The organism is Frigoribacterium sp. AC512 (assembly GCF_979258295.1).
This window is the reverse complement of sequence record NZ_OZ409850.1, coordinates 561,514-586,615: the sequence shown is the minus strand read 5'-3', so window position 1 is coordinate 586,615 and position 25,102 is coordinate 561,514. Positions and strand designations below refer to the sequence as shown.

At 74.5% G+C, this 25,102-nt stretch carries 25 protein-coding genes and 1 pseudogene; 16 read left to right on the top strand and 10 right to left on the bottom strand.

Annotated elements, in window-relative coordinates:
- The first annotated feature begins 1 nt into the window (after position 1).
- The 6 genes from ACZZ97_RS02610 (at position 2) to ACZZ97_RS02585 (ending at position 4,643) form a co-directional block, all read left to right on the top strand.
- Entirely contained in the window at positions 2-634 is a 633-nt protein-coding gene (locus ACZZ97_RS02610; protein WP_463472210.1) for an RNA polymerase sigma factor, read from the top strand.
- Between the two features lie 29 nt (positions 635-663).
- Positions 664-1,293 (top strand): methylated-DNA--[protein]-cysteine S-methyltransferase, encoded by a 630-nt coding sequence (locus ACZZ97_RS02605; protein ID WP_399540468.1) that lies wholly within the window; start codon positions 664-666, stop codon positions 1,291-1,293.
- Complete coding sequence (locus ACZZ97_RS02600) at positions 1,290-1,889, top strand: DNA-3-methyladenine glycosylase I (RefSeq protein WP_463472209.1); 600 nt, start codon at positions 1,290-1,292, stop codon at positions 1,887-1,889. The genes ACZZ97_RS02605 and ACZZ97_RS02600 overlap by 4 nt, the downstream gene beginning before the upstream one ends.
- Positions 1,886-2,800, top strand: a complete 915-nt coding sequence (locus ACZZ97_RS02595; RefSeq protein ID WP_463472208.1) for a DNA-3-methyladenine glycosylase 2 — start codon at positions 1,886-1,888, stop codon at positions 2,798-2,800. Before ACZZ97_RS02600 ends, ACZZ97_RS02595 begins: the two co-directional genes overlap by 4 nt.
- A gap of 57 nt (positions 2,801-2,857) precedes the next feature.
- On the top strand, positions 2,858-3,238 hold the full coding sequence (locus ACZZ97_RS02590) for a hypothetical protein (protein WP_463472207.1): 381 nt from the start codon (positions 2,858-2,860) through the stop codon (positions 3,236-3,238).
- Between the two features lie 121 nt (positions 3,239-3,359).
- Positions 3,360-4,643, top strand: coding sequence for a M18 family aminopeptidase (locus ACZZ97_RS02585; RefSeq protein WP_463472206.1), 1,284 nt, complete (start codon positions 3,360-3,362; stop codon positions 4,641-4,643).
- 124 nt (positions 4,644-4,767) lie between these two features.
- On the opposite strand, the gene ACZZ97_RS02580 is transcribed toward ACZZ97_RS02585, so the two are convergent.
- Positions 4,768-5,451, bottom strand: coding sequence for an RBBP9/YdeN family alpha/beta hydrolase (locus ACZZ97_RS02580; RefSeq protein ID WP_463472205.1), 684 nt, complete (start codon positions 5,449-5,451; stop codon positions 4,768-4,770).
- 48 nt (positions 5,452-5,499) lie between these two features.
- Here ACZZ97_RS02580 and ACZZ97_RS02575 point away from each other — a divergent pair, with 48 nt between their 5' ends.
- Both ACZZ97_RS02575 and ACZZ97_RS02570 read left to right on the top strand, forming a co-directional pair.
- Positions 5,500-6,108 carry a DUF1990 family protein gene (locus ACZZ97_RS02575; protein WP_463472204.1) on the top strand — a complete coding sequence of 203 codons (609 nt, stop codon included), beginning with the start codon at positions 5,500-5,502 and terminating at the stop codon, positions 6,106-6,108.
- A 94-nt stretch (positions 6,109-6,202) separates the two neighbouring features.
- Positions 6,203-6,904: pseudogene (locus tag ACZZ97_RS02570) on the top strand (alpha/beta fold hydrolase); the annotation flags it as partial.
- 163 nt (positions 6,905-7,067) lie between these two features.
- On the opposite strand, the gene ACZZ97_RS02565 reads toward ACZZ97_RS02570, so the two are convergent.
- The 3 genes from ACZZ97_RS02565 to ACZZ97_RS02555 form a co-directional block, all read right to left on the bottom strand.
- On the bottom strand, positions 7,068-8,522 hold the full coding sequence (locus tag ACZZ97_RS02565; RefSeq protein ID WP_463472203.1) for an Nramp family divalent metal transporter: 1,455 nt from the start codon (positions 8,520-8,522) through the stop codon (positions 7,068-7,070).
- A 189-nt stretch (positions 8,523-8,711) separates the two neighbouring features.
- Complete coding sequence (locus ACZZ97_RS02560) at positions 8,712-9,428, bottom strand: hypothetical protein (protein ID WP_463472202.1); 717 nt, start codon at positions 9,426-9,428, stop codon at positions 8,712-8,714.
- A 147-nt stretch (positions 9,429-9,575) separates the two neighbouring features.
- A complete protein-coding gene (locus ACZZ97_RS02555) occupies positions 9,576-11,111 on the bottom strand; it encodes a hypothetical protein (RefSeq protein WP_463472201.1) in 1,536 nt (511 codons plus the stop codon).
- 270 nt (positions 11,112-11,381) lie between these two features.
- On the opposite strand from ACZZ97_RS02555, the gene ACZZ97_RS02550 reads away from it, so the two are divergent.
- From ACZZ97_RS02550 to ACZZ97_RS02530, 5 genes are all read left to right on the top strand, one after another.
- The gene (locus tag ACZZ97_RS02550; RefSeq protein ID WP_192042230.1) at positions 11,382-12,305 is read left to right on the top strand and encodes an HpcH/HpaI aldolase/citrate lyase family protein; all 924 of its coding nucleotides are present in this window, start codon (positions 11,382-11,384) and stop codon (positions 12,303-12,305) included.
- Positions 12,306-12,470: 165 nt separating this feature from the next.
- Positions 12,471-13,136 carry a PadR family transcriptional regulator gene (locus ACZZ97_RS02545; protein ID WP_463472200.1) on the top strand — a complete coding sequence of 222 codons (666 nt, stop codon included), beginning with the start codon at positions 12,471-12,473 and terminating at the stop codon, positions 13,134-13,136.
- Positions 13,137-13,276: 140 nt separating this feature from the next.
- Entirely contained in the window at positions 13,277-14,371 is a 1,095-nt protein-coding gene (locus ACZZ97_RS02540) for a carboxylate-amine ligase (RefSeq protein ID WP_463472199.1), read from the top strand.
- A gap of 95 nt (positions 14,372-14,466) precedes the next feature.
- Positions 14,467-15,339: a DNA/RNA non-specific endonuclease gene (locus ACZZ97_RS02535; RefSeq protein ID WP_463472198.1), complete on the top strand. Its 873-nt coding sequence runs from the start codon at positions 14,467-14,469 to the stop codon at positions 15,337-15,339.
- 171 nt (positions 15,340-15,510) lie between these two features.
- Entirely contained in the window at positions 15,511-16,461 is a 951-nt protein-coding gene (locus tag ACZZ97_RS02530) for a hypothetical protein (protein ID WP_463472197.1), read from the top strand.
- Between the two features lie 58 nt (positions 16,462-16,519).
- Here the strand turns inward: ACZZ97_RS02530 and ACZZ97_RS02525 are convergent, their stop codons facing one another.
- From ACZZ97_RS02525 to ACZZ97_RS02500, 6 genes are all read right to left on the bottom strand, one after another.
- Positions 16,520-16,879 (bottom strand): hypothetical protein, encoded by a 360-nt coding sequence (locus ACZZ97_RS02525; RefSeq protein ID WP_314104616.1) that lies wholly within the window; start codon positions 16,877-16,879, stop codon positions 16,520-16,522.
- Between the two features lie 10 nt (positions 16,880-16,889).
- Positions 16,890-17,465 carry a GNAT family N-acetyltransferase gene (locus ACZZ97_RS02520; RefSeq protein ID WP_463472196.1) on the bottom strand — a complete coding sequence of 192 codons (576 nt, stop codon included), beginning with the start codon at positions 17,463-17,465 and terminating at the stop codon, positions 16,890-16,892.
- A 107-nt stretch (positions 17,466-17,572) separates the two neighbouring features.
- Positions 17,573-18,973, bottom strand: a complete 1,401-nt coding sequence (locus ACZZ97_RS02515; RefSeq protein ID WP_463472195.1) for a peptidoglycan DD-metalloendopeptidase family protein — start codon at positions 18,971-18,973, stop codon at positions 17,573-17,575.
- Positions 18,974-19,212: 239 nt separating this feature from the next.
- Positions 19,213-19,869 (bottom strand): histidine phosphatase family protein, encoded by a 657-nt coding sequence (locus tag ACZZ97_RS02510; RefSeq protein ID WP_463472194.1) that lies wholly within the window; start codon positions 19,867-19,869, stop codon positions 19,213-19,215.
- 46 nt (positions 19,870-19,915) lie between these two features.
- Complete coding sequence (locus tag ACZZ97_RS02505) at positions 19,916-20,584, bottom strand: nucleoside/nucleotide kinase family protein (protein WP_463472193.1); 669 nt, start codon at positions 20,582-20,584, stop codon at positions 19,916-19,918.
- A 16-nt stretch (positions 20,585-20,600) separates the two neighbouring features.
- Entirely contained in the window at positions 20,601-21,272 is a 672-nt protein-coding gene (locus ACZZ97_RS02500; RefSeq protein ID WP_146898931.1) for a DedA family protein, read from the bottom strand.
- A 198-nt stretch (positions 21,273-21,470) separates the two neighbouring features.
- Between ACZZ97_RS02500 and ACZZ97_RS02495 the strand changes: the two genes are divergently transcribed.
- The 3 genes from ACZZ97_RS02495 (at position 21,471) to ACZZ97_RS02485 (ending at position 25,089) form a co-directional block, all read left to right on the top strand.
- Positions 21,471-22,484 (top strand): ABC transporter ATP-binding protein, encoded by a 1,014-nt coding sequence (locus tag ACZZ97_RS02495; protein ID WP_314103483.1) that lies wholly within the window; start codon positions 21,471-21,473, stop codon positions 22,482-22,484.
- A complete protein-coding gene (locus ACZZ97_RS02490) occupies positions 22,481-23,359 on the top strand; it encodes an ABC transporter permease subunit (RefSeq protein WP_314103485.1) in 879 nt (292 codons plus the stop codon). Before ACZZ97_RS02495 ends, ACZZ97_RS02490 begins: the two co-directional genes overlap by 4 nt.
- Before the next feature lie 233 nt (positions 23,360-23,592).
- The gene (locus tag ACZZ97_RS02485) at positions 23,593-25,089 is read left to right on the top strand and encodes a DHA2 family efflux MFS transporter permease subunit (RefSeq protein ID WP_463472192.1); all 1,497 of its coding nucleotides are present in this window, start codon (positions 23,593-23,595) and stop codon (positions 25,087-25,089) included.
- Positions 25,090-25,102 lie beyond the last annotated feature (13 nt).

The window sequence follows — 25,102 nt, the reverse complement described above, 5'->3', positions numbered from 1 at the left end:
GATGCCGCCCTTCGATCGCGTCGTCGAGCTGCACGGCACCACCGTCCTCCGGGTCTGTCGTGCCCTGCTCGACCCGACCGACGCCGACGACGCCTGGTCCGAGACGTTCCTGGCCGCCCTGGTGGCGTGGCCTGACCTCCCGTCCGACGTCAACGTCGAGGCGTGGCTCGTGACCGTCGCCCGTCGCAAGGCCCTCGACGTCATCCGGGCCAGGAGCCGTCGTCCCCAGCCCGTCGAGCACCTGCCAGAGCCCGCGGCAGACGGCGAGTCGTCGGCGGCCTTCGACGAGGTCCTCGCCCGCGACGACGCCCTGCTCCGCGCGGTCCGGTCCCTGCCCGAGGGGCAACGCGACTCGGTCGTGCTGCACCACCTCGCCGGGCTGAGCCACCTCGAGGTCGCCGAGCTGACCGGCCGCAGCCACGCCGCGTGTCGACGCTCGGCTGCCGACGGCGTCGCCGCCCTGCGCCACGTGCTCGGCGAGCGCGACGAGAAAGGCTCCACCCCCACCCTCCCGACCCGCCCGACCGGCTCGACCGGCTCGACCGGCTCGACCGGCTCGACGGCGATCCGACCCGAGGCGCCCCGACCTGCAGCACCCCGACGCACGAGACCCCGAGAAGGAGCACGCCCGTGAACGACACGGCACCCGACGTCGACACGGCGGTGCAGCACCGCCTCGTCGCGGCGACCGACACCGAGCCGGGCCCCGGCCTCGACGCCCACCTCGACCTCCTCCGCGGCCGGCTCGCGGACCAGGCTGCGGTCGTCGGCACCGTCGACGTCTTCTGGCGCACCGTCCCTTCGCCCGTCGGGTCGCTGCTGCTCTGCGCGACGGACGTCGGTCTCGTGCGCGTGGCGTTCGAGGTCGAGGACCACGACGCCGTGCTCGACCGCGTCGCCGCGCAGGTCGGCTCCCGGGTGCTGCGGTCCGGCCGGCAGCTCGATGAGGTGGCGGTCGAGATCGACCAGTACTTCGCCGGGCGGCGCCGGGACTTCGACCTCGTGCTCGACCGTCGGCTGTCCCGGGGCTTCCAGCGGACCGTGCTCGAGCACCTGCCCGAGATCCCCTACGGCGAGACGGCGAGCTACGCCCGCGTCGCCGCCGCGAGCGGCAGCCCGAGGGCCGTCCGAGCCGTCGGCACGGCCTGTGCGACGAACCCCCTGCCGGTCGTGGTGCCCTGCCACCGCGTGGTCCGCAGCGACGGCACCCCGGGTCGTTACCGCGGCGGCGAGTCCGCCAAGGCGGTCCTGCTCGGGCTCGAGTCGCAGCTCTCGGCCGGAGCGCGCTCGTGAGCGGCGTCGTGGTCGGCGACGACGGCCTGGCCCGACCGCCGTGGGCGGCGGTCGACCCGCTGATGCGCGAGTACTACGACACCGAGTGGGGCATGCCCGTCCGCGACGAGCGCGGGCTCTTCGAGCGGCTGAGCCTCGAGGCCTTCCAGTCGGGGCTGTCGTGGGCCACCATCCTCCGCAAGCGCGAGGCGTTCCGCTCCGCGTTCCGCGACTTCGACCCCGACGTGCTGGCCGGCTTCGACGACGCCGACCGCGAGCGCCTGCTCGCCGACGCGGGCATCGTGCGGAACCGGCTCAAGATCGACGCGACGATCACGAACGCCCGCGCGACGGTGGCCCTCCGCGAGCGCGGCGGGCTCGTCGACCTCGTGTGGTCGCACCGGCCGGCCGAGACCCCTCGTCCCGTCGAGCTCGCGGACGTCCCCACGACCTCGCCCGAGTCGGTCGCGCTCTCGAAGTCGCTCAAGGCCGCCGGCTTCGCCTTCGTCGGCCCGACGACGATGCACGCGCTGATGGAGGCCACCGGGATCGTCGACACCCACCTGGTCGACAGTCACCGACGAGGGTCGTCGGGCGTGTGGGAGTCGGCACGGTGACCGACTTCGTCCTCCGCCCGCTCGAGCTGCGCCTCGAGACCGACGGCCCGTACGACGCCGCGCACGCGATCGGCCTCCTCGCGGCGCACAGCGTGCCGGGAGCAGAGCTGACCGACGTGGCGGCCGGCACGCACTCCCGCCTGGTCGACGTGGCAGCAGCCGGCGAGCCGCCCCGCGTGCTGCGGCTCGACCTGCACCTCGAGGCGAGCGGCGTCGACGTCGTGGCCACCGCCTCCGAGGGGCTCGCTCCCTCGCCCGACGACCACGACCGGGTCGAGCGTCTCGTCCGTCGGTGGCTCGACCTCGACGCCGACTCCTCCGGGGTGCTCGCCGCACTCGGCGACGACCCCGTGCTCGGCCCGCTCGTCCGCTCACGGCCCGGCATCCGCATCACCGGCAGCCCCGACGGGTGGGAGGCGGCGGTCACCACCGTGCTCGGCCAGCAGGTCTCGCTCGCCGCAGCCCGCACCTTCGCGGGACGGCTGGTCGCCGCGCTGGGCGCCGACGTGGCCGGGACGGGACTCCGCAGGTTCCCCCGCGCCGACGTCGTCGCGGCCCTGCCGGTCGACGATCTCCGGGCCGCCGTCGGGGTCACCGGCGCCCGGGGCCGGACGCTGCACGCCGTCGCCGAGGCCGTGGCCGGCGGCCTCGTCATCGCGCCCGACCGCGACGTCGCAGCCGTCCGCGCGTCGCTGCTGGCCCTCCCCGGCATCGGTCCGTGGACGGTCGACTACCTGTCGGTCCGGGCCCTGGGCGACCGGGACGCGTACCCGGCGGGCGACCTCGTGCTCAGGCGGGCGCTCGGCGGCGTGACCACGAAGCAGGCCGAGGTCGCCTCCGCGCCCTGGGCCCCGTGGCGCGCCTACGCCCTCTTCCACCTGTGGTCGCACGCCCTGCCGACCGTCCCCTGACCTGCCCCCCGCAGGACGCCTACTGTCGGAACGGCACCGCCCACGAGAGGACGACCCATGAGCACCAGCCACGACCACGAGCCCCACGACGCCGCGACCGAGAGCCACGCCACCGAGGGCAGCGCCCTCGAGGAGCGCCTCGAGGAGGCCGCGCTCGCCTCCCACGACGACGACGACGCCCCGACCTCCGCCGGGCACCCGGCCGACGGGGCCACCGACACCCAGGGCCGTCCCGCCGGGAGCGGGGACGCGACTCCCGAGGGCGACGTCACCGAGCGCCTCGGCGGCCCGCTGTCGGGCGAGGACGGCTACGTCGCCGTGGACCCCGCGGGTGTCTCCGGGAACCGGACGGACGGGCTGACCGCCGACGACGAGGACGGCCGCGGCGAGAGCGGGGCCGAGCCCGGCGCCCAGGTCACCGGCAGCGGCGGTCGCTGACGACCAGGTGAAGTCGGCCAGGCGCTGATGACCGTGCGCTGACGACGTCGCGCTGCAGACCGGGCACCGACGCCCCGCTGGCGACACCGCCCCGTCGCCGGCATGGTGCAAGCTGGTGGGGATGACTTCCTCGCGCGCGCACCTCGACGACTTCGCCTCCTTCATCCAGGCGTCCCCCTCCTCCTTCCACGCCGCGGCCGAGGCCGCTCGCCGCCTCGAGGCGGCCGGCTTCACGGCCCTCGACGAGACAGCCGAGTGGCCCACCGGCCCCGGGCGGCGCTACGTCGTCCGCGACGGCGCCGTGATCGCGTGGGTCGAGCCGGGCGGCGCCTCGTCGACCACTCCGTTCCGGGTCGTGGGCGCGCACACCGACTCCCCCGGCTTCAAGCTCAAGCCGAAGCCCACGACGGGCACGCGAGGCTGGGTGCAGGCCGGCGTCGAGGTCTACGGCGGCCCGCTGTTCAACTCCTGGCTGGACCGCGACCTCGAGTTCGCCGGGCGGCTCGTGACCCGCTCCGGCGAGACCCGCCTCGTGCGGACCGGGCCGCTCCTCCGCATCCCCCAGCTCGCGGTGCACCTCGACCGGGGCGTCAACGCCGAGGGGCTCAAGCTCGACCCCCAGCGCCACCTCGCCCCGGTGGTCGGCGCGGGCCCGCTCGACCAGGCCGACGTGCTCGGCCACCTCGCGGGCCTCGCCGGCCTCTCGGGCTCGGACGTGGTCGGCTACGACGTGGTCGTCGCCGACACCGCCGCCCCCGCCGTGCTCGGCCTCTCGGGCGAGCTCTTCGCGGCCGGGCGGATGGACAACCTCTCGTCGACCCACGCAGGCCTCGCGGCCCTCCTCACGACGGCCGACGCCGAGCTCGACCACGTCGCGGTGTTCGCGGCGTTCGACCACGAGGAAGTCGGGTCCGCCACTCCCTCCGGGGCCGCCGGGCCGTTCCTCGAGGACGTCCTCGCCCGCGTCTCGGCGGGCCTCGGCGCCGACGCGACCGATCACCGGCGCGCGCTCGCGGCCTCGTGGTGCCTCAGCGCCGACGCCGGGCACGCCGTCCACCCGAACTACCCCGAGCGTCACGACCCCGCGAACCAGCCCGTCGTCAACGGCGGGCCGCTGCTCAAGATCAACGCGAACCAGCGGTACGCCACCGACGGTCTCGGCGCGGCTGAGTGGGTGCGGGCGTGCGAGCAGGCCGGCGTGCCGTTCCAGGAGTTCGTCTCGAGCAACAGCGTGCCGTGCGGCTCGACCATCGGGCCGATCACGGCGACCCGCCTCGGCATCCGCACGATCGACGTCGGCGTTCCCCTGCTCGGCATGCACTCGGCACGTGAACTCTGCGGCGTCGACGACCCGGCCTCCTTGTCGGCTGCCGCCGCCGCGTTCCTGGCGCCCGCCTCCTTCTAGGGGCTCGTGCCCTCGGGGCGGGCGGGTCCGTCGTCAGCGGTCCGTCACGTACGCCCGTGCAGGACGGACCCGCCCGCTCTGCCGGCCCAGCCATGCGGCCGCCAGCCGGCGGTCGCCGTGCACGTCAGCCGAGAGCGACCTCTCCTCGCTGGCCCAGGGCCCACGCGGTCATCGCCGGCCACGCCCCGAAGCCGGAGTCGGGCGTGAGGTGCCCGCCGCCGCGCACCACGACCTGCCGGCCGTCGAGGCGGCCGCGCCACGTGTCGCCGAGGCCCAGGGGCAGCCACGGGTCGTCGTCGCCGGCCACGACGACCGAGTCCCCGACGGCACCCGTCGCCAGCAGACGGCCGTCGAAGAGCAGGGCGTCCGGCGCACCTGCATCCGCGTCCGGGCCGTCACCGTCACCGACGCCGTCGACGTCACCGACGCCGACGCCGTCCTTGCCGCCGCCGTCGACGAACGCGTGCACGGCGTCCTGCCCGGCGATGAGCTCGGGCGACGGAGGCGACACGAGCGCGACCCGGTCGGCCGCGAGCGGGCGGGCCCCGGCCTGGATGCGCAGCCAGAGCAGGGTCGAGAGGCTGTGGCAGACGACCGTCACGGGGCCGGGGCCGAGAGCGGCGTGCTCCGACCGGACCGCCGCCTCCCAGGCCGCGAGGTCGGGCTCGTCCGGCGAGGGCAGCTGCGGGTAGCGCACGGCGAGGCCACGCCCCCGCAGCTCGTCGGCGAGGAGGTGCTGCCAGTGGTCGGCAGGGCGCCTGTTCTGCCAGCCGTGCAGCAGCAGGAACCCGGGCGCGCTCGTCGTCATCCGCCGATCCTGCCCGAGCGGCGCCGACGGACGTGCCAGGCTCGACCCATGTCGTCACAGAGCGTCCCGACCGGGTTCGTCGACGCGTGGGCCTTCGAGGGTGAGCCGACGCTGTCGGGCCCCGTCCCGGAGGGCTTCCACGTGACGGCCGTCTCGCGACTCGTCGGCCACGGCGGGGATGACGCGCGGACCGCCGGGGACGCCGTCCTCGGCTGGCAGGTGCACCGGGGCTCCGGCTTCGTGGCTCTGCAGGTGCCCGACCGGGTCCGGGTCGGCGCGGTCAGCTCCTGGGCGATCCCGTTCGGGCCGCTGCGCCCCCGGGTCGCGTGCAAGGTCGTCCGGGTGCTCGACGACGAGCCCGTCGCCGACGACGCGGACGAGTCCGCCGACGCACGCGGACCGGTGCGGCACGGCGGCGCGCCGGTGCTCCCCCGCTCGACGGGGTTCCTGCACGCGGCCCTGGTCGGCCACCCGCAGCGCGGCTGGGAGAGCTACCTCGTCACGCACCACCCCGACGACCGCGTCACCCTCGACATCCGCGTCGTCTGGCGCCCGGGAGCCTGGTGGATGCGTCTGGCGGGCCCGACGTCCGGGCTCGCGCTGCGCCTCCTGCTGCATCGCAACCTCCGCGCGCTCGACCCGGTCCTGCGGCGCTGAGCCCCGGCCCGCGCCGGGGTGCGAGACTGGTCGCCCACCGTCCCGCACCTCCTGCCCCGGCAGCGCTGCGGCGCGGACACCGACGAGGAGGCGCATGGCCGTCACACGCACCCGCGCGCGCAGGCGAGGCCGCGACGAGTCCAGCACCCGCGTGCGCGTCAGCCGGGTCGAGCGCGGCGAGCTCTGGGTGCGGGTGAGCACCATCGGCACGACCGGCGATCGCCCGTTCGTGCTCGTCCCCGGCATCGGGGTCTCGTCCGACTACTTCGAGCGGCTGGCCCCGAACCTCAACTCGTTCGGCCCCGTGCACGCCCTCGACCTGCCGGGCTTCGCGGGCGTGACGCATCCCCGCAAGGCCCTGACGATCCGCCAGTTCGCCGACCTCGTGGGCGCCGCCATCGACGACCTCGGGCTCAAGGACCCGATCGTGGTCGGGCACTCCATGGGCACCCAGATCGTCACCGACCTCGCGGCCCGCCGCCCCGAGCTGTCGACGCTCGTGTTGATCGGCCCCGTCGTGAACCCCGCCGAGCGGCGCGTGACGGTCGCCGCGCGGCGGTTCCTGCAGGCCGCCTGGCACGAGCCCGGCCGGGTCAAGGTGCTCGCCCTGCGGGCCTACCTCGTCTGCGGGGTGCACTGGTTCTCGCAGGTGCTGCCGAAGATGATGACCTACCCGATCGAGCAGCAGCTGCCGAAGGTGCGGGCGCACACCCTCGTCATCCGCGGCGAGCACGACGCGGTCGCGCCGCGCAGCTGGGTCGAGCAGATCGGACGGCTCGTGCCGTCGTCGCGGCTCTGGGAGATGCCCGGCGCGGCCCACTCCGTCATGCACGCCCACGCGGAGGAGGTGGCGCGGCTCTGCGTCGAGCACGCCGAGCAGCCCCCGCGGCCCGGCGAGGGCGATGAGCTGCAGCACTACACGGACGCCGGCGACGGCACCGAGCGGGGCGAGTTCGACTTCACCCCGGAGGAGGCAGCCAAGGCGGTGCTGGCCACCGTCCGCGAAGGCGTCGCCATCGCCCGTGGCGACGACGCCGCCGTCGGCGAGGCCAAGTCCGAGCACGCGGAGGCGATGCTCGCCGCCCACGACCGCGCCGAGCGACGCCGGGCCGACGAGGACGAGGCGGCGGGCGCCTAGCCCCGCCCGTCACCGTCAGGACGATCAGCGCGACGTTCAGCGCGATGACGACCGCGATCGCCGCCCACGCGGCGACGCGCGTGCCGGTCGCGTTCCGCCCCGTGCCCATCAGGCGGGCGTCGCTCGTCACCACGACGAGCGGGACGAGGGCGAACGCGATCCCGAAGCTCAGCACCACCTGGCTCAGCACCAGCAGCCAGGTCGGGCTGACGCCCGTCGCGAGCAGCACCAGGGCAGGCACGAGCGTGAGGACACGGCGCACGAACAGGGGCACCCGCACCTTCAGCAGCCCGTGCATGATCTCGGCGCCGGCCATCGAGCCGATCGAGGTCGAGGCGAGGCCCGACGCGAGCAGCCCCACGGCGAAGAGCACGCCCACGACCGGCCCGAGGGCGTCGCGGATGGCGTCGTGAGCACCCGGGATGGTGTCGGTGCCGGTGCGGCCGGGCAGCGTCGAGGCGGCCAGCACGAGCATCGAGATGTTGACCCCGCCGGCGACGACGAGCGCCAGCACGACGTCCCATCGCGTGGCCCGCAGCACCCGACGACGGTCGTCGCCCTCGGTGACGGTGCCGTGGTGGTCGCGCACGAGGGCGGAGTGCAGGTAGACGGCGTGCGGCATCACGGTCGCCCCCAGCATGGAGGCGGCCAGCAGCACCGACTGCGCCCCCTCGAAGCGCGGCACGAGCCCCTCGAGCATGCCCGGGCCCGACGGCGGCGAGAAGAACAGGCCGGCGCAGAACCCGACGGTGAGGATCGCCAGCATCCCGATGATGACCGACTGGAACACGTGGCCCCCGCGGTACTGCGTCAGCATCAGCAGTCCGAGCGACACGGCGCCCGTGATCAGGCCGCCGACGACGAGGGGGACGCCGAAGAGCAACTGCAGCGCCAGTGCCCCGCCGATGATCTCGGCGACGTCGGTGGCCGCCGCGACGACCTCGGCCTGGCCCCAGTACGCCAGCCGGGCGGGGCGAGGGAGCCGGCGGCCCATCACCTCGGGCAGCGACTGCCCCGTGACCACGCCGAGCTTGGCCGACAGGTATTGCACGAGCACCGCGATCGCGTTCGCGGCGACCAGCACCCACAGCAGCAGGTACTGGAACTGGGCGCCGGCGGTCAGGTTGGCCGCGACGTTGCCCGGGTCGACGTACGCGATCGCGGCGACGAACGCCGGGCCGAGCAGGGTGCCGCGCGGCCTCGGGTGCGGGCGCCGTGCCGGTCGACGGTCGGGCGCCTCCTGCACGGCGGGGCCGGGGGGTCGTGACGTCGCCATGCCTCGACCCTACACAGGTTTCGGCATGCCGAACTTGTCCTTGCTGAGCCTCGAAACTGTCTGCCCTGACCCTCGCCGAGGGGATGCGGAGGAGGCGCGGGTCGGGGAAAGCGAGGAGCCCCGTCCCGCAGACGCGGCACAGGGCTCCTGTCCCGGCGTCGAGGTGGCGACGCGGGTGTTCCTGCCCGGCTACTCGGTCGCGACGGTGATCTTCGCGACGCCGACGAGCATCTGGTCCTGGACCGCGTCGGTGTCGAACGTGGCGTTCAGCAGGGCCGCCGCGTCGGGGCTGACGTGGACGGTCGTGCCCTCGAGCACCGCGTTGGCACCCTCCATCTGGAGGGGCTCCAGGGTGCCGCCCCAGAGGGTGAACAGGTAGGCGTCCTGCGCCGCGATCGTCCCGTTCGCGGTGACGGTGCCGTAGAGCTTGCTCTCGCCCGGGTCGATGCGGAAGTCGCTCAGCTCGACGACGGTGCCGTCGGCGGCCGTCAGCGACAGGCCCGAGTCGTCGTGGTCGATGTTGCCCTGCACGTAGGGGCGCACATCGCCCTCGGGGTCGTAGTAGGTCACGTTGCCGCCCGTGATCGGGAACGAGAACGTGCCGTCGGTGAACGTCGCGGTCCCGACGACCCCGGGGGTGAGGCCGAGGGTGCCGAGCGCGTCGACGAACGAGGCGTCGACGGCGACCTGGGTGTCCACGCCGCCCGTGAGCGCCGGGATCGTCGCCAGGGGCTCCTCCGTCGACTCCTCGGCGGGCTCGGTCGCGTTGACGGGGTGCGTCGGCGCGGTGTTGTTGCTCTCCGAGTCGGAGGTGGACGAGCACGCCGCGAGGCCGAGCACGAGGGTGCCCGCGGCGACGACGACGAGCGTGCTGCGGACGAGGGAGGAGCGGTCGAGGAGGTGCATGAGGGTCCTTTGCGTGTCGCTGTGCCTGTGGTTCGGTGGCGCTGTGCCTGTAGTTCGGTGTCGCTGTGCCTGTGGTTCGGTGTCGCGGATCCGGCGTGGCCGGACGATCCTGACGGCCGGGCGACCGGCCGTCGGGACCCGAGGGGATCAGACCTGGTGGTCGGGCACGAAGCGGTCGACCTTGCGGTGCCAGCGCTGTCCGAGGAGGCCGCCGAGGACGGCCCCGACGAAGCTCAGCACCACGAGGAGGCCCAGGAAGACGAACGACTCGACCGAGGTCGACGACATGTCGTCCAGGGAGGGGATCATCGGGTTCGGCGCGGACTGGTCGCCGGCCTGGACGCCGACGACGGCGCCGATCACCCCGACGACGATCGTGATGACGAGGCCCCACAGCCAGGTGGCCAGGCCCTGCTTGAAGCCGGAGAACCGGGCGACGCGCGACGCCGTGAACCCGCCGACGAAGTACCCGGCGAAGACGATCACGAGGACGACGATCCCGGTCGTGATCGAGAGGACCTCGGCGTTCTCGCCCAGGTAGCCGCGGAAGCCCCCCGAGCCTGAGCCGGACGAGGCGGCGACGACGGCGGACGCGATCGCGGCGAAGACGACGAACACGGAGACTCCGAAGCCCGTCGCGGCCAACCAGCCGAGGAGGCCGGCGCCGAAGCGGATGCCGGAGAACTCCTGCTTCTGCTCCGTGAGCAGCTCGCGGCGGAGCGCCACGGGGTCCGCGGTCTCGGCCACCAGTGGGTAGGCCTGCGAACCGGTGGCCGGACCGGCGCCCGGACGACCGGCCACACGACCGTCGTCGGTGCGCCACGAGGAGGTGGGGGCGTCGTCGCCGCGGCCGGGCGTCGCCACGGGGGCGACCACGGTCGGCGAGTCGTCGCGTCGGTCACCGTCGTCCGCGGCGTCGCGGTGGACCCGTGAGCCGTCGTCGCCGGGGGCACGGTGGGCCTCGGCGGCGCGGAGGGCGTCGTCGTCGTGGAGGGGACGGCCGGAGTCGTCCTGGGGCGAGGCGGACCAGGCGCGCGACGCGGGGGGCGTCGGCGCGACGACGGGCGGGACGACCCGGGCCTCGTCGTCACGACGGTCGGCGTCGTCCGCGCGGTCGGCGTCGTCACGACGGTCGGCGTCGTCACGACGGTCGGCGTCGTCACGACGGTCGGCGCGGTCGTCGTCCCGCAGGTCGGCATCGTCGCGGGGCGCGGGCTCGACCCGATCGTGGAGGACCTCGGTGTCCGAGTGGTCGGACGACGCACGCTCGTCGGAGCCCGTGTCGCTCGCCCGGTCGGCGGGGCCGTCGCCGAACGCGACGGCGGGCGGCGCGGCCGGACCCGTCGAAGAGTCGGGAGACGCGGTCGACGTGTCGTCAGCGCGACGCTCCGCAGCGCCGTCGCGGTCGCCCGTTCCTGAGTCGTCGACGCGGTCCTCGGGTGCGACGGCGGGCTCGGCGGGCCCATCGGACGGTGCGCCGAAGTCGACGGCGGGCCGGTCGGCGGCCGGGGCGCCGAAGTCGACGGCGGGGCCGTCTGCGGCGGGGCGATCGCCCGTGTCGGCGTCGCGGTCGTCGCGGGTCAGCGGCGCGTCGTCGAGCGGGTCGCGGGCGGGCTCGCGCGGGGCGCGGTCGCGGGCGTCGCCCTCGTCGGCGCGGTCTCTCGGGGTGTTCGCGTCGGTCATGGCAGCTCCTCGTGATCGTGGCCTCGCGACGCCCCGGGGGCACGTCGCCGGTGCGCCGTGACCCCGGGTGTCGCCTGTGGTCTTCCTGAACGGTACGCCCGACAGCCGCGACAGGGCTGGACCCCTCGCCTGCCGAGCGGAGACCCGTGGCCGCGCGTCGCTGCGCGCCGTCGCCCGCGTGCTCCGGACGGGCCGGTAGCGTGGTGGGGCACGCCGCCCGCGACGAGCGGACCCGGCGAGACGCGACGACGAGACAGACGAGGACGTCCCATGACCGACACAGCCACCACCGCCGGCGCCCCCGACGCCGCCCCGTCCGGCTCCGCCGCCACGGGCTCGACCACGACGGGCTCGACCGCGACCGGCCGCTCGAAGCCGCCGGCCGACATCGCCCGCTCGTGGCTGCTCGTGCCCGGCACGGCCCCCGAGCGATTCGACCAGGCCGCGCGCTCCCGCGCCGACCAGATCGTGCTCGACATCGAGGACGCCGTCGACCCGGCCCGCAAGCCCGCCGCCCGGGACGACGTGGTCGCCTGGCTCACGGCCGGCGGCAGCGCCTGGGTCAGGATCAACGACCGCTCGACCGACTTCTGGTCGGACGACGTCGACGCCCTCCTCGGCCTGCCGGGCCTCCAGGGCGTCATGCTCGCCAAGACCGAGGCGCCCGAGCACGTCACCGAGACGTTCGACCGGCTGGGAGGCGCGGTGCGGGTCCTCGCGCTGGTCGAGTCCGCGCTGGGCATCGAGGAGAGCCCCTCGATCGCGAAGGCGCGCGGTGCGTTCCGCCTGGCCTTCGGCAGCGGCGACTACCGCCGCGACACGGGCACCAGCGCCGACGACCTCGCCATGGCCTACCCGCGCTCCCGCTTGGTCGTCGCGAGCCGCATCGGCGGCCTGCCCGGCCCGATCGACGGCCCCACCGTCGGCAGCAGCCACCCCGTGCTCCGCGAGCAGGCGGGCGTCGCCGTCGCGCTCGGCCTGACGGGCAAGCTCTGCCTCGACGTCGAGCAGCTGCCCGTCATCAACGAGGTCATCAGCCCCACGCCGTCCGACGTCGCCTGGGCCCAGGACTTCCTGGCCGACTTCGAGGGCCGCGGCCGCGTCATCCGCGACGGCAGCGACCTGCCCCGTCTCGGCCGCGCACAGAAGATCGAGAAGCTCGCCACGGCGTTCGGCGTCGCACCGGCCAGCTAGCCGGCCGGCTCGCCGACCAGCCGATCGGCAGGGCTGAGGAGGCGCACCCCCACCGGGGTGCGCCTCCTCCTTTTTTCGCCCTTGACAAGCGATAGTCAGCGACATATCTTTGACACATCGCGACAACGAGCGCGACACAGACTTGAGATCGAGAGGACGTTCCCCATGGGCAACGCACACCACCACCTGAACCCTGACCACCCCGACCACTCCGACCGCCGTGACCAGCACGACCGCTTCGCCGGCGGCGGGCGCTTCGGCCGCCCCTTCGCCCGCGGCGGCCGACCCGGCGGCGCCGGCTTCGGCCCCGGATTCGGCCCCGGGGGCCCCGGTCCCTTCGGCGGCTTCCCCGGGTTCCCCGGCTTCGGCCCCGGCGGCCACCGCGGCGGCCGCGGCCGCGCCCGCAAGGGCGACGTCCGCCTCGCGGTCCTGTCGCTGCTCGCCGACGCCCCGTCGAACGGCTACGGCCTGATCAAGGCCATCGCCGAGCGCACCGACGGCGTCTGGAAGCCGAGCCCCGGCTCGGTCTACCCCACGCTGCAGCAGCTCGTCGACGAAGAGCTCATCGTCGCGGGCGACGAAGCCGCCAAGGGCGAGTACTCGCTCACCGAGGCCGGTCGCGCCTACGTGGCCGAGCACGCCGACGCCGTCGAGGCGGCCTGGGCCGCCACGTCCGGCGACGAGGCCTCCGACGAGTTCCGCGAGAGCCTCGGCAAGCTCTTCGGCGTCGTGCAGCAGTTCCGCTCCGGCGTGACCGACGCGCAGCGCGCGGCCGCCACCGCCAAGCTCGACGAGACGCGGCGCGCGCTCTACGCGATCCTCGCCGACTGACGTCGGACGGGTCCCGCCCGGGCGTCTCGCCCGTCTCCGCGAACAGGACGCGCGTACCCCGTCGTCACGGGCGCCTCTCGGCCGATCGACGGCCGCTCCCCGGCTGGGTCGTTAGCATCCCCCCGACGACAGGGGCCCGCATGACGACGTTCGGCATCGAGGAGGAGTTCATCCTGGTCGACCCCGTGACCCTGACGCCGGCCGACGTCGCCGCCTCCGTGCACGCCGAGCTGCTGGGCTCGGCCCACGGGTCGAAGTTCGTCAGCCACGAGTTCCTGGCGTCGCAGATCGAGCGGTCGAGCCCCGTCTTCACGCAGATGGACCAGGCCGAGGCGGACCTCGTGACCTTCCGCACCCGTCTCGCCGCCCAGGCGCGCAGGCGCGGCGTCGTCGCCGCCGGGGTCGGCACGCCATTCATGTGCAGCGGCTGGCCGGCGGTGACCGACACCGAGCGGTACCACCGAGTCGAGGAGGAGTTCCGCGGCCTGGTGACCGACCACCTCATCAACGGGACGCACGTCCACGTCGGGGTGCCGACGCGGGACGTCGGCGTCGCCGTGCTGAACCGGGTGCGCACCTGGCTGCCGACACTGCTCGCCCTCACCGGCAACTCGCCGTACTGGCACGGCGCCGACACCGGCTTCGCGAGCTGGCGCGCGATGCACATGAGGCGCTGGTCGACCGGCGGCTGCCCGCCTCCCTTCAGGGACGCGGCCGACTACGACCGCCGGATCCGTCGACTCGTCGGCGTCGGCGGCACCTACGACACGCGCACGATCTGGTGGAACGCCCGACTCGCCGAGGGCCACCCCACCGTCGAGGTCCGGGTCGCCGACGCCCAGCTCGACACGGGCGGGGCCCTGCTCGCCGCGATCCTGGTGCGTGCCCTCGTCGACACGGCCCGCGCGGAGGCCGAGGCGGACGTCGCCCCGCTCGAGGTCGAGCCCGAGCTGCTCGACGCCGGTCTCTGGCACGCCGCGCGCGACGGGCTCGGCGGCGAGCTGCTCGACCCCGTCGCCGGGGAGCTGCGCGGATCCCGGGAGGTGCTCCACCGCCTCCTCGTCCACGTCGGCGACGCACTCGACGCGTCGGGCGACCACGAACGGACGCGTTCCCTGCTCGACCGCGTGACGACCGACGGGACGGGCGCCGAGCGGCAGCGCGCGGCCGTGCGGCGCGGCGGCCCCGCTGAGCTGCGGCGGCTCTGCGAGACGGCGCTCGTCGCCCGCGCCTGAGCTGAGGCGGCTCCGGGGGCCCGGGGGGCACGGCCCGGTGTCGGAGGTGCGGTGCACGATGGGCCAGACCACCGACCGAGCACCAGGAGGCGCGCATGACGATCGCAGACGACCAGCCGGAGGCGGCGGCCGCCCTCGGGTACGACCCCGGGTTCCTCGCCGTGCCGGTGCCGCTGCCCCGCCCAGGCCCTCGTGCCGTGCGCGAGCTCACCTACGCGCACTTCACCGTGCTGCTCGACCCACGCCGACGCCTCGCGGCCCTGACCGCGGTGAACGTCGACGGGTCCTCGCTCGTCGACCTCGAGCGGGGCGACGACTGGCACCTCGACGAGCGGGTCGCCGTCGACGAGCAGTGCGGGCCCGAGGTCTACGCCCGCAACGACCTCGACCGCGGCCACCTCGTGCGACGCCGTGACCCGGTCTGGGGCACGCCGGCGATCGCGTCGCGCGCGAACCTCGACACGTTCACCTACACGAACGCGGCGCCGCAGGCGGGCGACTTCAACCAGTCGTCCGAGCTCTGGCTCGGCCTGGAGGACCTCGTGCTCGCGTACGCGGCCGTGCACCAGCAGCGCCTCACCGTGCTGACCGGGCCGGTGCTCCATCCCGACGACCCGACCTACCGGGGCGTCCAGCTGCCGCTCCGGTTCTGGAAGATCGCAGCCTGGGCGACGCGCGACGGCGCCGCGCTGCGGACCTCCGGCTACCTGCTCGACCAGTCGCCCCAGCTCGACGACGCCGACCTCGGGCAGGCGACGGCGCGGGCCGACGACGAGGGCGAGCTGCCCCCGCTCGGGCCGTACCGCACCTTCCAGGTGCCGGTGCGCGACATCGCCGCGCTGACCGGGCTCGAGCTCGCGCAGCTGGCCGAGGCCGACTCGCTGCAGGTCGTCCCGACGGTCCGGCCGCCGTCGGGGCTGCCCGAGGGGTGGGTGCCGCTCGACTCGCCCGACCAGCTGACGTTCTAGCCGGGCACGCCGGGTCGGGTCGGATCCCGGGCCGGCTCGGCTCGGCCCGGCCCGGCTCGGCTCGGCCCGGCTCGGGTCGGCTCGGCCCGGCTCGGGTCGGCTCGGCCCGGCCCGGACCGGCTCGGCCCGGCTCGGCTCAGCGCGGTCGACTCGGCTCGGCTGGAGGTGGGCGTGGCAGGATCCGTCCTCGTGCCTGCCGACCCTGCCGCCCGTGACGCCCCCGACGCCCGGGGCCCACGACCCCTCACCGACGATCCCGCGACCGTCCTGACCGTCCGGCGCGAGCACGACGCCGTGCCGGAGCGGGCGACCCCCTGGCGCGACGTGGTGGTGGAGTTCGACGTGCCGGCCGACGCGAGGGCGTCGGCCGACCTCGTCCGTCCCTTGTTGGACGACCCGGAGCTGCACTGGACGCCCGGACTGCGACGAGGCGTGCTGGCGCTGCTCCCCTGCAGCACCGCGATGGTGCGGGTCGTGCTGTCGTGGGAGTGGTCGGTCGAGGCTGCCGACTTCTCGGTGCACTCGCTCGAGCCGGAGCCCTTCTCGTCCGACGACCTGGTCGTCCTCGAGGAGTGGCTCCGCGCTGCCGCGCGACGCCTCGCGTCCGAGGGCGATGCCGTCGACGTCGCGGTGACCCGGGTGGTCGACGACGTCGTGTCGGGGCTCGACCGGAGCGCACCTCCTCGATCCACCTCGGCGCGGGCGGACGACGAGGCCGCCAGCGACCCGGACGGCGCCCCCGGGAACACGACCGGCACGGCGGTCCTCGGCACCCGTGTCGCCGGGCCGGACACGGAGTCCGGTCGCGGACGGGTCGACGTCCGCCTGCCCGACCCCGGCGACCCCGGCCACGAGGTCCTCGTCGAGGTCTCGACGGGCCGCCTGCTCGGGCACCGGACCACGTTGGCCGACGAGGGCGACCCCTGGGCGTTCCGCTACGTGGTGGCCGACGACGTCGAGGCCGGCCCGGCCGCGGAGGAGACCGGCGTCGTCCCGGCCGACCTGGTCCACTGGCACGACCAGCACATCCAGCGGCAGATGCTCGCCGACGACGCGCGGCAGGCACTCGTGCACCTGCTCGCCGGCCTGGACGCGCCCGCGTCGGTCGGCTACCGCGACTGACCGGCCGGGCGGACTCGTACCTCGGCCGGGACGGACCGGCGCGGCGCCAGGACGGGGGCTACGGCCGTTCGTCGACGATGGCCACGAAACGGCTGCCCACACCGGCGACCTCGCTGCGCGCCGTGCCCTGCTCGGGCTCGGGCAGCTCGTCCACGCCGTGGTCGTCGCAGCTGAGGTGCGTCCACGAGGGCCACCACTTCTTCGGCCGGGCGGCCTCGTGGTAGCCGCACACCACGCAGGCGAGATCGACCCAGACGGGCTTGCCCGTGCGGTTCGCCCGGGACTGCAGCAGCCACGCGGGCGGGGACTTCTCGAGCGCGAGCAGCTCGTCGAGCGTGAGCCTCGCGGGGATGCCGTGCCGCACCGCCATCTCGATCGGGATGTCGAGCTGCAGGGCAGCGTCTCGTCGCGTGATCATCGCGCCCAGCCTAGAGGGCGACCAGCACCTTCTCGAAGCAGATCGAGTTCGGGAGCGCCTCGACATAGGGCTCGTAGGTCGGGATCGGCCGGTAGCCGACCCGCTCGTAGAGGCGGACGGCCTCCGGCTGGCGGTCGCCGGTCTGGAGGATCAGCCGCGGTGCCCCGCCTGCCCGGGCGACGGCCTCGACCTCGGCCATCAGCACGCGGCCGAGGCCACGGCCGCGCTCGGCGGAGTCGACGATGACGCGCTTGACCTCCCACTCGCCGTCGAGGTCGCGCAGCACGGCGTGCGCGACGGCACGGCCCGCGTCATCGGTGACGAGCACGGTGGCGTGGACCTGTTCGGGGTGCACGCGCAGGGCGTCGTCACGGGCGGCCGTGACCGCCGGGTCCTCCACGACGTGGGGGTCGGAGTAGCGCTCGTTCATCTCGGCGTCCATGCGCGCCCGGAGCTCGAGGGCCCGAGGGTCGTCCCACGCGACGTGCTGCACGTGCAGCGCTGCCCCGGACGAGGCGGCGGGGACGCCGGCCTCGTGGGCTGAGGGCTGAGGGGAGACCGGGGCAGGAGGAGCGGCGTTCGTCACCGAGACATCCTGCCATCGCTGCCCGGACGCCACCTGCACGACGTGCACGACGTGCAGGTCGTGCCGGGGCCGGGGCCGGTCGACCGGCGCGCGTGAGCCGGGGCCCGCTAGCGCAGGCTGACGCCCCGGGCGGCCATGAACGGCACCGGGTCGGTCGAGGCACCGTTGACGCGCGTCTCGAAGTGGAGGTGGCAGCCGGTCGAGTTGCCGGTGGAGCCGACGAGGGCGATGAGCTGGCCCGCGACCACCGACTGGCCGTTGCGCACCTTGATGCCGCCGTTGACGATGTGGCCGTAGGCCGTGCTGAGGCCGCCGCTGTGGGCGATGCGCACGTAGTTGCCGTAGCCGCCGTAGGCACCGGCGTAGTTGACCGTGCCGGAGGCCGCCGCGTAGATCGGCGTGGAGCAGCCGGGCGCCAGGTCGATGCCGTCGTGCAGCTTCCACTGGCCCGAGACGGGGTTCACGCGGTAGCCGTAGCCGCTCGAGATGCCGCCGCCGCTGGGCCGGACCCAGCCGGAGCCGGATCCCGACCCGCCGCCTCCGCCGGACGACACCGGGGGCGCCGCCGGAGCAGGGGCAGGGGCGCCGGCGCTCGGGGCAGGGCGCGCGGCGGCAGCCGCCGCAGCCGCGGCCGCCGCGGCGGCACGCTGCTGACGGAGCTCCTCCGCCTGGCGAGCGGCCTCGGCCGCAGCGGCGGCCTGCTCGGCGGCGATGCGCTGGCGCTCCGCCTCGACGCCGGCCTCGTACTGCTCCTGGGTCTGTGCGGTCGTGTCCTGCAGCACGGCCAGCTGGGCCTGGAGGCGCGACTCGTTCTCCTGCTGCGCGGTCACCGCGGCCGTGGCGGCGTCGGCCGCCGCCTGCGCCTCGTCCATCGAGACCTGCGCCGTGTCGCGGAGGCCGACCAGCGCCTCCTTCGCGACCGCAGCCTGGTCGCCGAGCGACTGGGCCACGTTGCGGTCGGAGACGGCCTGCTCACGGATGCCGTCGGCCTGCTCGGTGATCTTGCTCATGGCGCCGAGACGGTAGAGCAGGTCGTCGGCGGCCTCGCCGTCGCCGACCAGCTGCGTCGAGACGTCGCCGCCGCCGGTGCGGGCGAGCTGGGCCGAGACCTGACCGGCGCGCTTCTCGCTCTCGTCCGCGATGGCGTTCTTCTCGTCGACCTGCGCCTGCAGCTCGGCGAGCTTCGCGGCGCCCTGGTCGGCGAGGTCCTGTGCAGCCTGGAACGCGGCGCCCAGGCGCTCGGCCTCGGCCTGTGCGTTCACCGCGTCGGACTGGAGCTGGTCGAGCAGCCCCTGCAGCTCGGAGATCTGTACCTGCTTGGACGACTCGTTCGCCTGGGCGGCCTTGACGTCGTCCCAGGTGGGGTAGGTCGCCGCGCGTGCGGGCGAGCCGCCGACCACGACACCTGCGACCACGAAGACGAGCGCGAGGAGCATCGTCGAGACGACGGTGAACGCGCTGCGCGAACGCAGGGCCGGGAGCAGCGGTGCAGGCGGCAGAGAACTCACGTGGTCGTGTCCTGACTCGAGGGGGGCGACCTGCGGGGAGCTGCCGGTCGGCAGCTCGTCACCGAGGTCGGATGCGTGACCACCCTACGGCGGAAGAGGGCGAGGGTAAACCCGAGGTAGAAGGTTCGCGTGTCACCCAGCGACCCCCAGAGCTGGGGCCACACGACTTCACTCGAGTCACACGAGTCACAGGAGCCCCCGTTCTTGTCCCCCGTCCAGGCCCGACCGACTGCCTCCGATCAGGCGGCGTCGCCGGTCGGGTCGGACGCGGACGGGTCGGCGAGCAGGACGCCGCCGACCGGCTCGTCCGCCCACTCGACGATCACCCAGCCGTCGGACGGCGCACCCTCGAGCACCACCACGCCGGTGTTCGCCAGCTGGTGGGCGCGCACGAACGCCGCGTCGACGTTGGACGCCCGTCGCCCGGCCCAGCCCCGGATCGCGGCACCGTGGCTGACGACGGCCGCGACGTCGTGGCCGCCCGCGACGGCCTCGTCGACCGCCCCGTCGAAGCGGGCGAAGAACGCGTGGCCGTCCTCGGCGCCGGGGACGCGGGCGTCGAGGTCGCCGTCGACCCAGCGCAGCACGGTGCCGAGGTAGGTGGACACGGCCTGCTGGTCGGAGCGGAGCTCGAGCTCGCCCGCCTCGACCTCGCGGAGGCCGTCACGGACGGTCGGCACGAGGCCGAGGGAGGCGGCGAGCGGCGCGGCGGTCAGCTGCGTCCGCACCATGGTGCTGGTCGACAGCGCGCCGATGCCCGCCGCGGCGAGTGCCTCGGGCAGCGCGGCGGCCTGCTCGAGGCCGAGGTCGGTGAGGCCGGGGCCGGGCACGGTGGTGCCGAGCTCTCCGCGGACGTTGTCGGGGGTCTGACCGTGTCTGATGAGGTAGAGGCGCATGGCTCACCACCTTACGGACGGCCGCCGACGCCGCCCCGGGCGCGGGTCAGCCGGCGAGCACCGCGTCGGCGCGCTCGCGGGCGGCACGGACCAGCGCGGCCGAGCGCTCGTCGGGCCCGGTCGCCCAGGCGAGCGCCGCCTCCTCGGCCATGCCGTGCCGCACGTGCCGCGCGACGAGCCGCCGCAGCCTCTCGGGCTGCGGCACCTCCACCCACCAGGCGAGGTCGAGCTCGGCGCGGGCGCTCCGCCACGGCTCGTCGTCGACGAGCAGGTAGTTGCCCTCCACGACGACGACCTCGACGTCGGGGCCGACCTCGATCGAGCCGGCGACCGCCTCCTCGAGGCCCCTGACGTAGTCGGGCGCCCAGACCGTCTCGCCGGGCTCGACCTGTCGGATGCGACGGAGGAGCGCGAGCCAGCCCGTCCCGTCGAACGTGTCGATCGCGCCCTTGCGGTCGAGCCGGCCTAGGCGCGCCAGGGTCGCGCCGGCGAGGTGGAAGCCGTCCATCGGGACGACGACGGCCGGGGTGCCGGCCGCGACGAGCGCCTCGACGAGCAGCGTGGCGGTCGTGCTCTTGCCGCTGCCCGGCTCGCCCGCGAGGCCGACCACGACGCGACGACCTGTCTCGGCCCGGAGACCGACGACCATCTCGACGGCGGCGTCGACGGCGAGCGGCTCAGGACCCGGGGCCGGCAGGCCGGTCGGCGACGTCACGGCGGCCCGGCTCGGCTCAGGCGCCGGGCGTGGGCGTCGCGCGCCGCGCCGAGATCGCCTTGCGGAGCACGGTGATCAGGATCGGCAGCACCGAGACGAGCACGATCACGATCGCCCAGACGTCGATGTGGTCGGCGATGATCGGCACGCCGCCGAGCAGCGAGCCGAGCACCGTGAGGCCCACGGCCCAGAGGAACGCGCCGATGACGTTGAACGCGAGGAACGCCGGGTAGCGGTAGCCGGCCGTGCCCGCGGCGAGCGGCACGTAGGTGCGGACGATGGGCACGAAGCGGCCGAGGATGAGCGAGAGGCCGCCGTACTTGGCGAAGAACGCCTCGGCCTTGGCGAGGTGGGCCGTCTTCAGCACGCGCGCGTCGGGTCTGAACCAGCGCCGGCCGAAGCGGTTGCCGAGGAAGTACCCCACCTGGTCGCCGAGGAACGCGGCGGCGAAGGCGCAGAGGGCGATCAGCCAGACCGGCAGCTCGAGGGCCTCGTGCAGCAGCCCGGCCGTGAACAGCAACGAGTCGCCCGGCAGGAACGGGAACAGCACGCCCGACTCGATGAACACCATCAGCGAGATGCCCGCGAGCGCCCAGGGGCCCAGCGCAGGCAGCAGCGCCTCGGGGTCGAAGAGCAGGAAGCCGCCGGAGGCGAGGGGCAGGGAGGCGAGGAGGGTGGCTGTCGTCACCGGGCGAGTGTAACGACAGCGCGCTCGCGGGTGCCTCCTCCCCCGGTGGTCGCAGGCCGCCGTCGGCGGGTGTCGTCCGGTCGGCGGATGTCGGCGGCCGTGCCCCTCTCCTAGTCTCGACGCAGGTCGGCAGCCCCCGGACGCGACGATGCATGCCCGGGGCGACGACACCCGCACGACGACGAGAGGCACCCACCCATGATCGAAGCTCGATCACTCACGAAGAGATACGGCTCGAAGGTGGCGCTCGACGACGTCAGCTTCACCGTGCGACCCGGCGTCGTCACGGGGTTCCTCGGCCCCAACGGCGCGGGCAAGTCGACCACCATGCGCATGATCGTCGGGCTCGACCGGCCCACCTCGGGCTCGGTGACGGTCAACGGCCGCCCCTACGCCGACCACCGGGCTCCGCTCCGCGAGGTCGGCGTGCTGCTCGACGCGAAGGCCGTGCACAGCGGCCGCAGCGCCCACGACCACCTCCTCGCGATGGCCGCCACGCACGGGATCGGCAAGGCCCGTGTCCGCGAGGTCATCGCCCTGACCGGCCTCGAGTCCGTCGCGAAGAAGCGCGTCGGCGGCTTCTCGCTCGGCATGGGCCAGCGCCTCGGCATCGCCGCCGCGCTGCTCGGCGACCCGGCGACCCTCATCTTCGACGAGCCCGTCAACGGCCTCGACCCCGAGGGCGTGGTGTGGGTGCGGACGCTCGCCCGCCACCTCGCCAGCGAGGGCCGCACCGTCTTCCTCTCGTCCCACCTGATGAGCGAGATGGCGCAGACCGCCGACCACCTCATCGTCCTCGGCCGCGGCCGGGTCCTGGCCGACGCCCCCGTCAGCAGCGTCATCGCCCAGGCGTCGGGCGACGGCGTGCGCGTGCGCAGCCCGCACCTCGCCCAGCTGTCCGACCTGCTCCGCAGCCGCACCGAGGTCGTCGTGACGACGACCGAGGACGGCGCGCTCGACCTCCGGGGCGTCACCGCCGCACAGGTCGGCGAGGCCGCAGCCGCCCAGGGCATCGTGCTGCACGAGCTCACCCCGATGGTCCGATCGCTGGAGGAGGCCTACATGACCCTCACCCAGGACTCGGTCGAGTACCACGCGGGAGGCACAGCCCACGCGGGAGGCACAGCCCACGCGGGAGGCACAGCCCACGCAGGAGGCGCCCCCGCGGCCGCCGACGACGCATCCGCCACGACGTCGGGAGCGACGCGATGACCACGACCACCACGCCCCGCCCGACGTCCCACGCCCACACGGCGGGCTCAGGCGTCTCGTTCGCCCACGTGCTCCGCTCGGAGTGGATCAAGCTCCGCAGCCTCCGCTCGACCGCCTGGTGCTTCGCCGTCATCGCCGTCCTGCTGATCGGCTTCGCCGCCCTCGGCGCCGCGCTGTCGTCGGTCTTCACCGGCTCGGAGGCGACGCCCGACCAGCAGCAGTCCGTCGCGGTCACGATCATCACCTTCGGGTCGCCCTTCGCCCAGCTGGTCGCCGCCGTGCTCGGCGCCCTCGTCATCACGGGCGAGTACGGCACCGGCATGGTCCGGTCGACGTTCACGGCGGTGCCCCGTCGCACCCCTGCGCTCGTCGCCAAGGTCGTGCTCGTCGGCGCGAGCACCTTCGTCGTCTCGCTCGTCGCGCTGGCGATCGCTCTCCTGGTCGCGACGCCGCTCCTCGCGGGGCAGGGCGTCGACGTCGACCTCGCCGACGGCCGACTGTGGGTCTCCGTCGTGGGCGCCGCCGCGGCCGTGGCCTTCACCGCGATGATCTCGTTCGGCCTCGGCGCGATCATCCGGAACGGAGCCGCCGGCATCGCCGCCGCCATCGGGGTCGTCTTCGTGCTGCCCATCATCTTCGGCATCGCACAGGGCCTCATCGCCAAGGGCTGGGTCTACACGCTGAACGAGTTCACGCCGCCCCAGGCCGCGACCCGCCTCTACGATTACCCGCTCGACGGCACCTCGATGCTCACGATGCCGGGCGTCGACGGCTCGCTCGTGCTCGAGCCGTGGCAGGCGCTGCTCGTGCTGGTCGGCTGGGTCGTGGTGCTGTTCGCGATCGCGCTCGCCCTCGTGAAGCGACGCGACGTCTAGTCCGCAGCCGCGCCTCCTCGACGGCAGGGGCCGACGCGACCACCCGGTCGCGTCGGCCCCTCGCCTCGTGCCCGCCTGTCGTCAGCTCGGCCGGCTGCTCGGCCGGCTGCTCTGCCGTCCGGCCCCTGCCGTTCACCTCAGATCGGGAATGAACGACGCCTGTCGAGCGCTGCACCGGTGTCTCGACGGCGAGACACCGCCCCCGCGACCCGCCAGCCCCCCAGGGAGATCACATGACGAGCGACACCGCCGCGTCCACCGCCGCCGACACCGGCTCGGTCGGCGCGACCCCCGACGGGGACGACGCAGGCCTCGCGGCCCGCAACAAGCTCGTCATCGGCCTGCTGCTCGTCAGCGCCTTCGTCGTCATCCTCAACGAGACGATCATGGGCGTGGCCCTGCCGAGCCTCACCCGTGACCTCGACATCACCGTGACCGCCGGCCAGTGGCTGACGACCGGCTTCATGCTGACGATGGCGGTCGTCATCCCGATCACCGGGTTCCTGCTGCAGCGGTTCAACACGCGCCCGGTCTTCATCACCGCGATGAGCCTGTTCAGCCTCGGCACCGCCATCTCGGCGATCGCGCCCGGCTTCGGCGTGCTGCTGCTCGGCCGTGTCGTGCAGGCGTCCGGCACGGCGATCATGATGCCGCTGCTGATGACCACCGTGCTCACGCTCGTGCCCGCGGCGACCCGCGGCCGCACCATGGGCAACATCTCGATCGTCATCTCGGTGGCCCCGGCCATCGGGCCGACAATCTCGGGCCTCATCCTCAGCGTCTTCGAGTGGCGCTTCATGTTCATCCTCGTGCTGCCCATCGCGCTGGGCGCCCTCGCCCTCGGCGCCGCGCGCGTCAAGAACGTCACCACCCCCCGCGCGGTGCCGCTCGACGTCTTCTCGGTGATCCTGTCCGCCTTCGCGTTCGGCGGCATCGTGTTCGGGCTCAGCTCGATCGGTGAGGGCGCCGAGGCGGCCGTGCCGGCGTGGCTGCCGATCGGCGTCGGGGTCGTCGCCCTGCTCGCGTTCGTCCTGCGCCAGCGCGCGCTCCAGCGTGACGACAAGGCGCTGCTCGACCTCCGCACCTTCCTGTCGCGCACCTTCACCACGTCGGTCCTCGTGCTCGGCGTCGGCATGATCGCCCTCTTCGGCACCCTGATCGTGCTGCCGATCTACCTGCAGAACGTCCACGGCCTCGACCCGCTGGCGACCGGACTGCTCCTGCTGCCCGGCGGCCTGCTGCAGGGCGTGCTCTCGCCGATCGTCGGCCGGATCTTCGACAAGCACGGCCCGACCGTGCTGCTCGTGCCCGGCACGATGCTCGTCAGCGCGGTGCTGTGGTTCCTCTCGACCGTGTCCGAGTCGACGCCCATCCCGATGGTGCTCGGCGCGCACGTCGCCCTCAGCGTCGGCCTCGCGCTGATGTTCACGCCGCTCTTCACGTCGGGCCTCGGCTCGCTGCCCGGCCGCCTCTACTCGCACGGCTCGGCGATCGTCGGCACGGTGCAGCAGGTCGCGGGCGCGGCCGGCACCGCCGTGTTCGTGACCGTCATGACCCTGGCCACCGTGTCCGCGGCGAGCGGCGGGGCGGGCGACATCGCCGCCGCGAGCGCCGGCGTCCGCGCCGCGTTCCTGGTGGGCGCGATCATCTCGCTCTTCGCCGTGGTCGGGGCGTTCTTCGTCCGCAGGCCCCCGGTGACCGAGGGCGCCGAGTCGATCGTCGCGCACTAGCCGCACCTCCCAC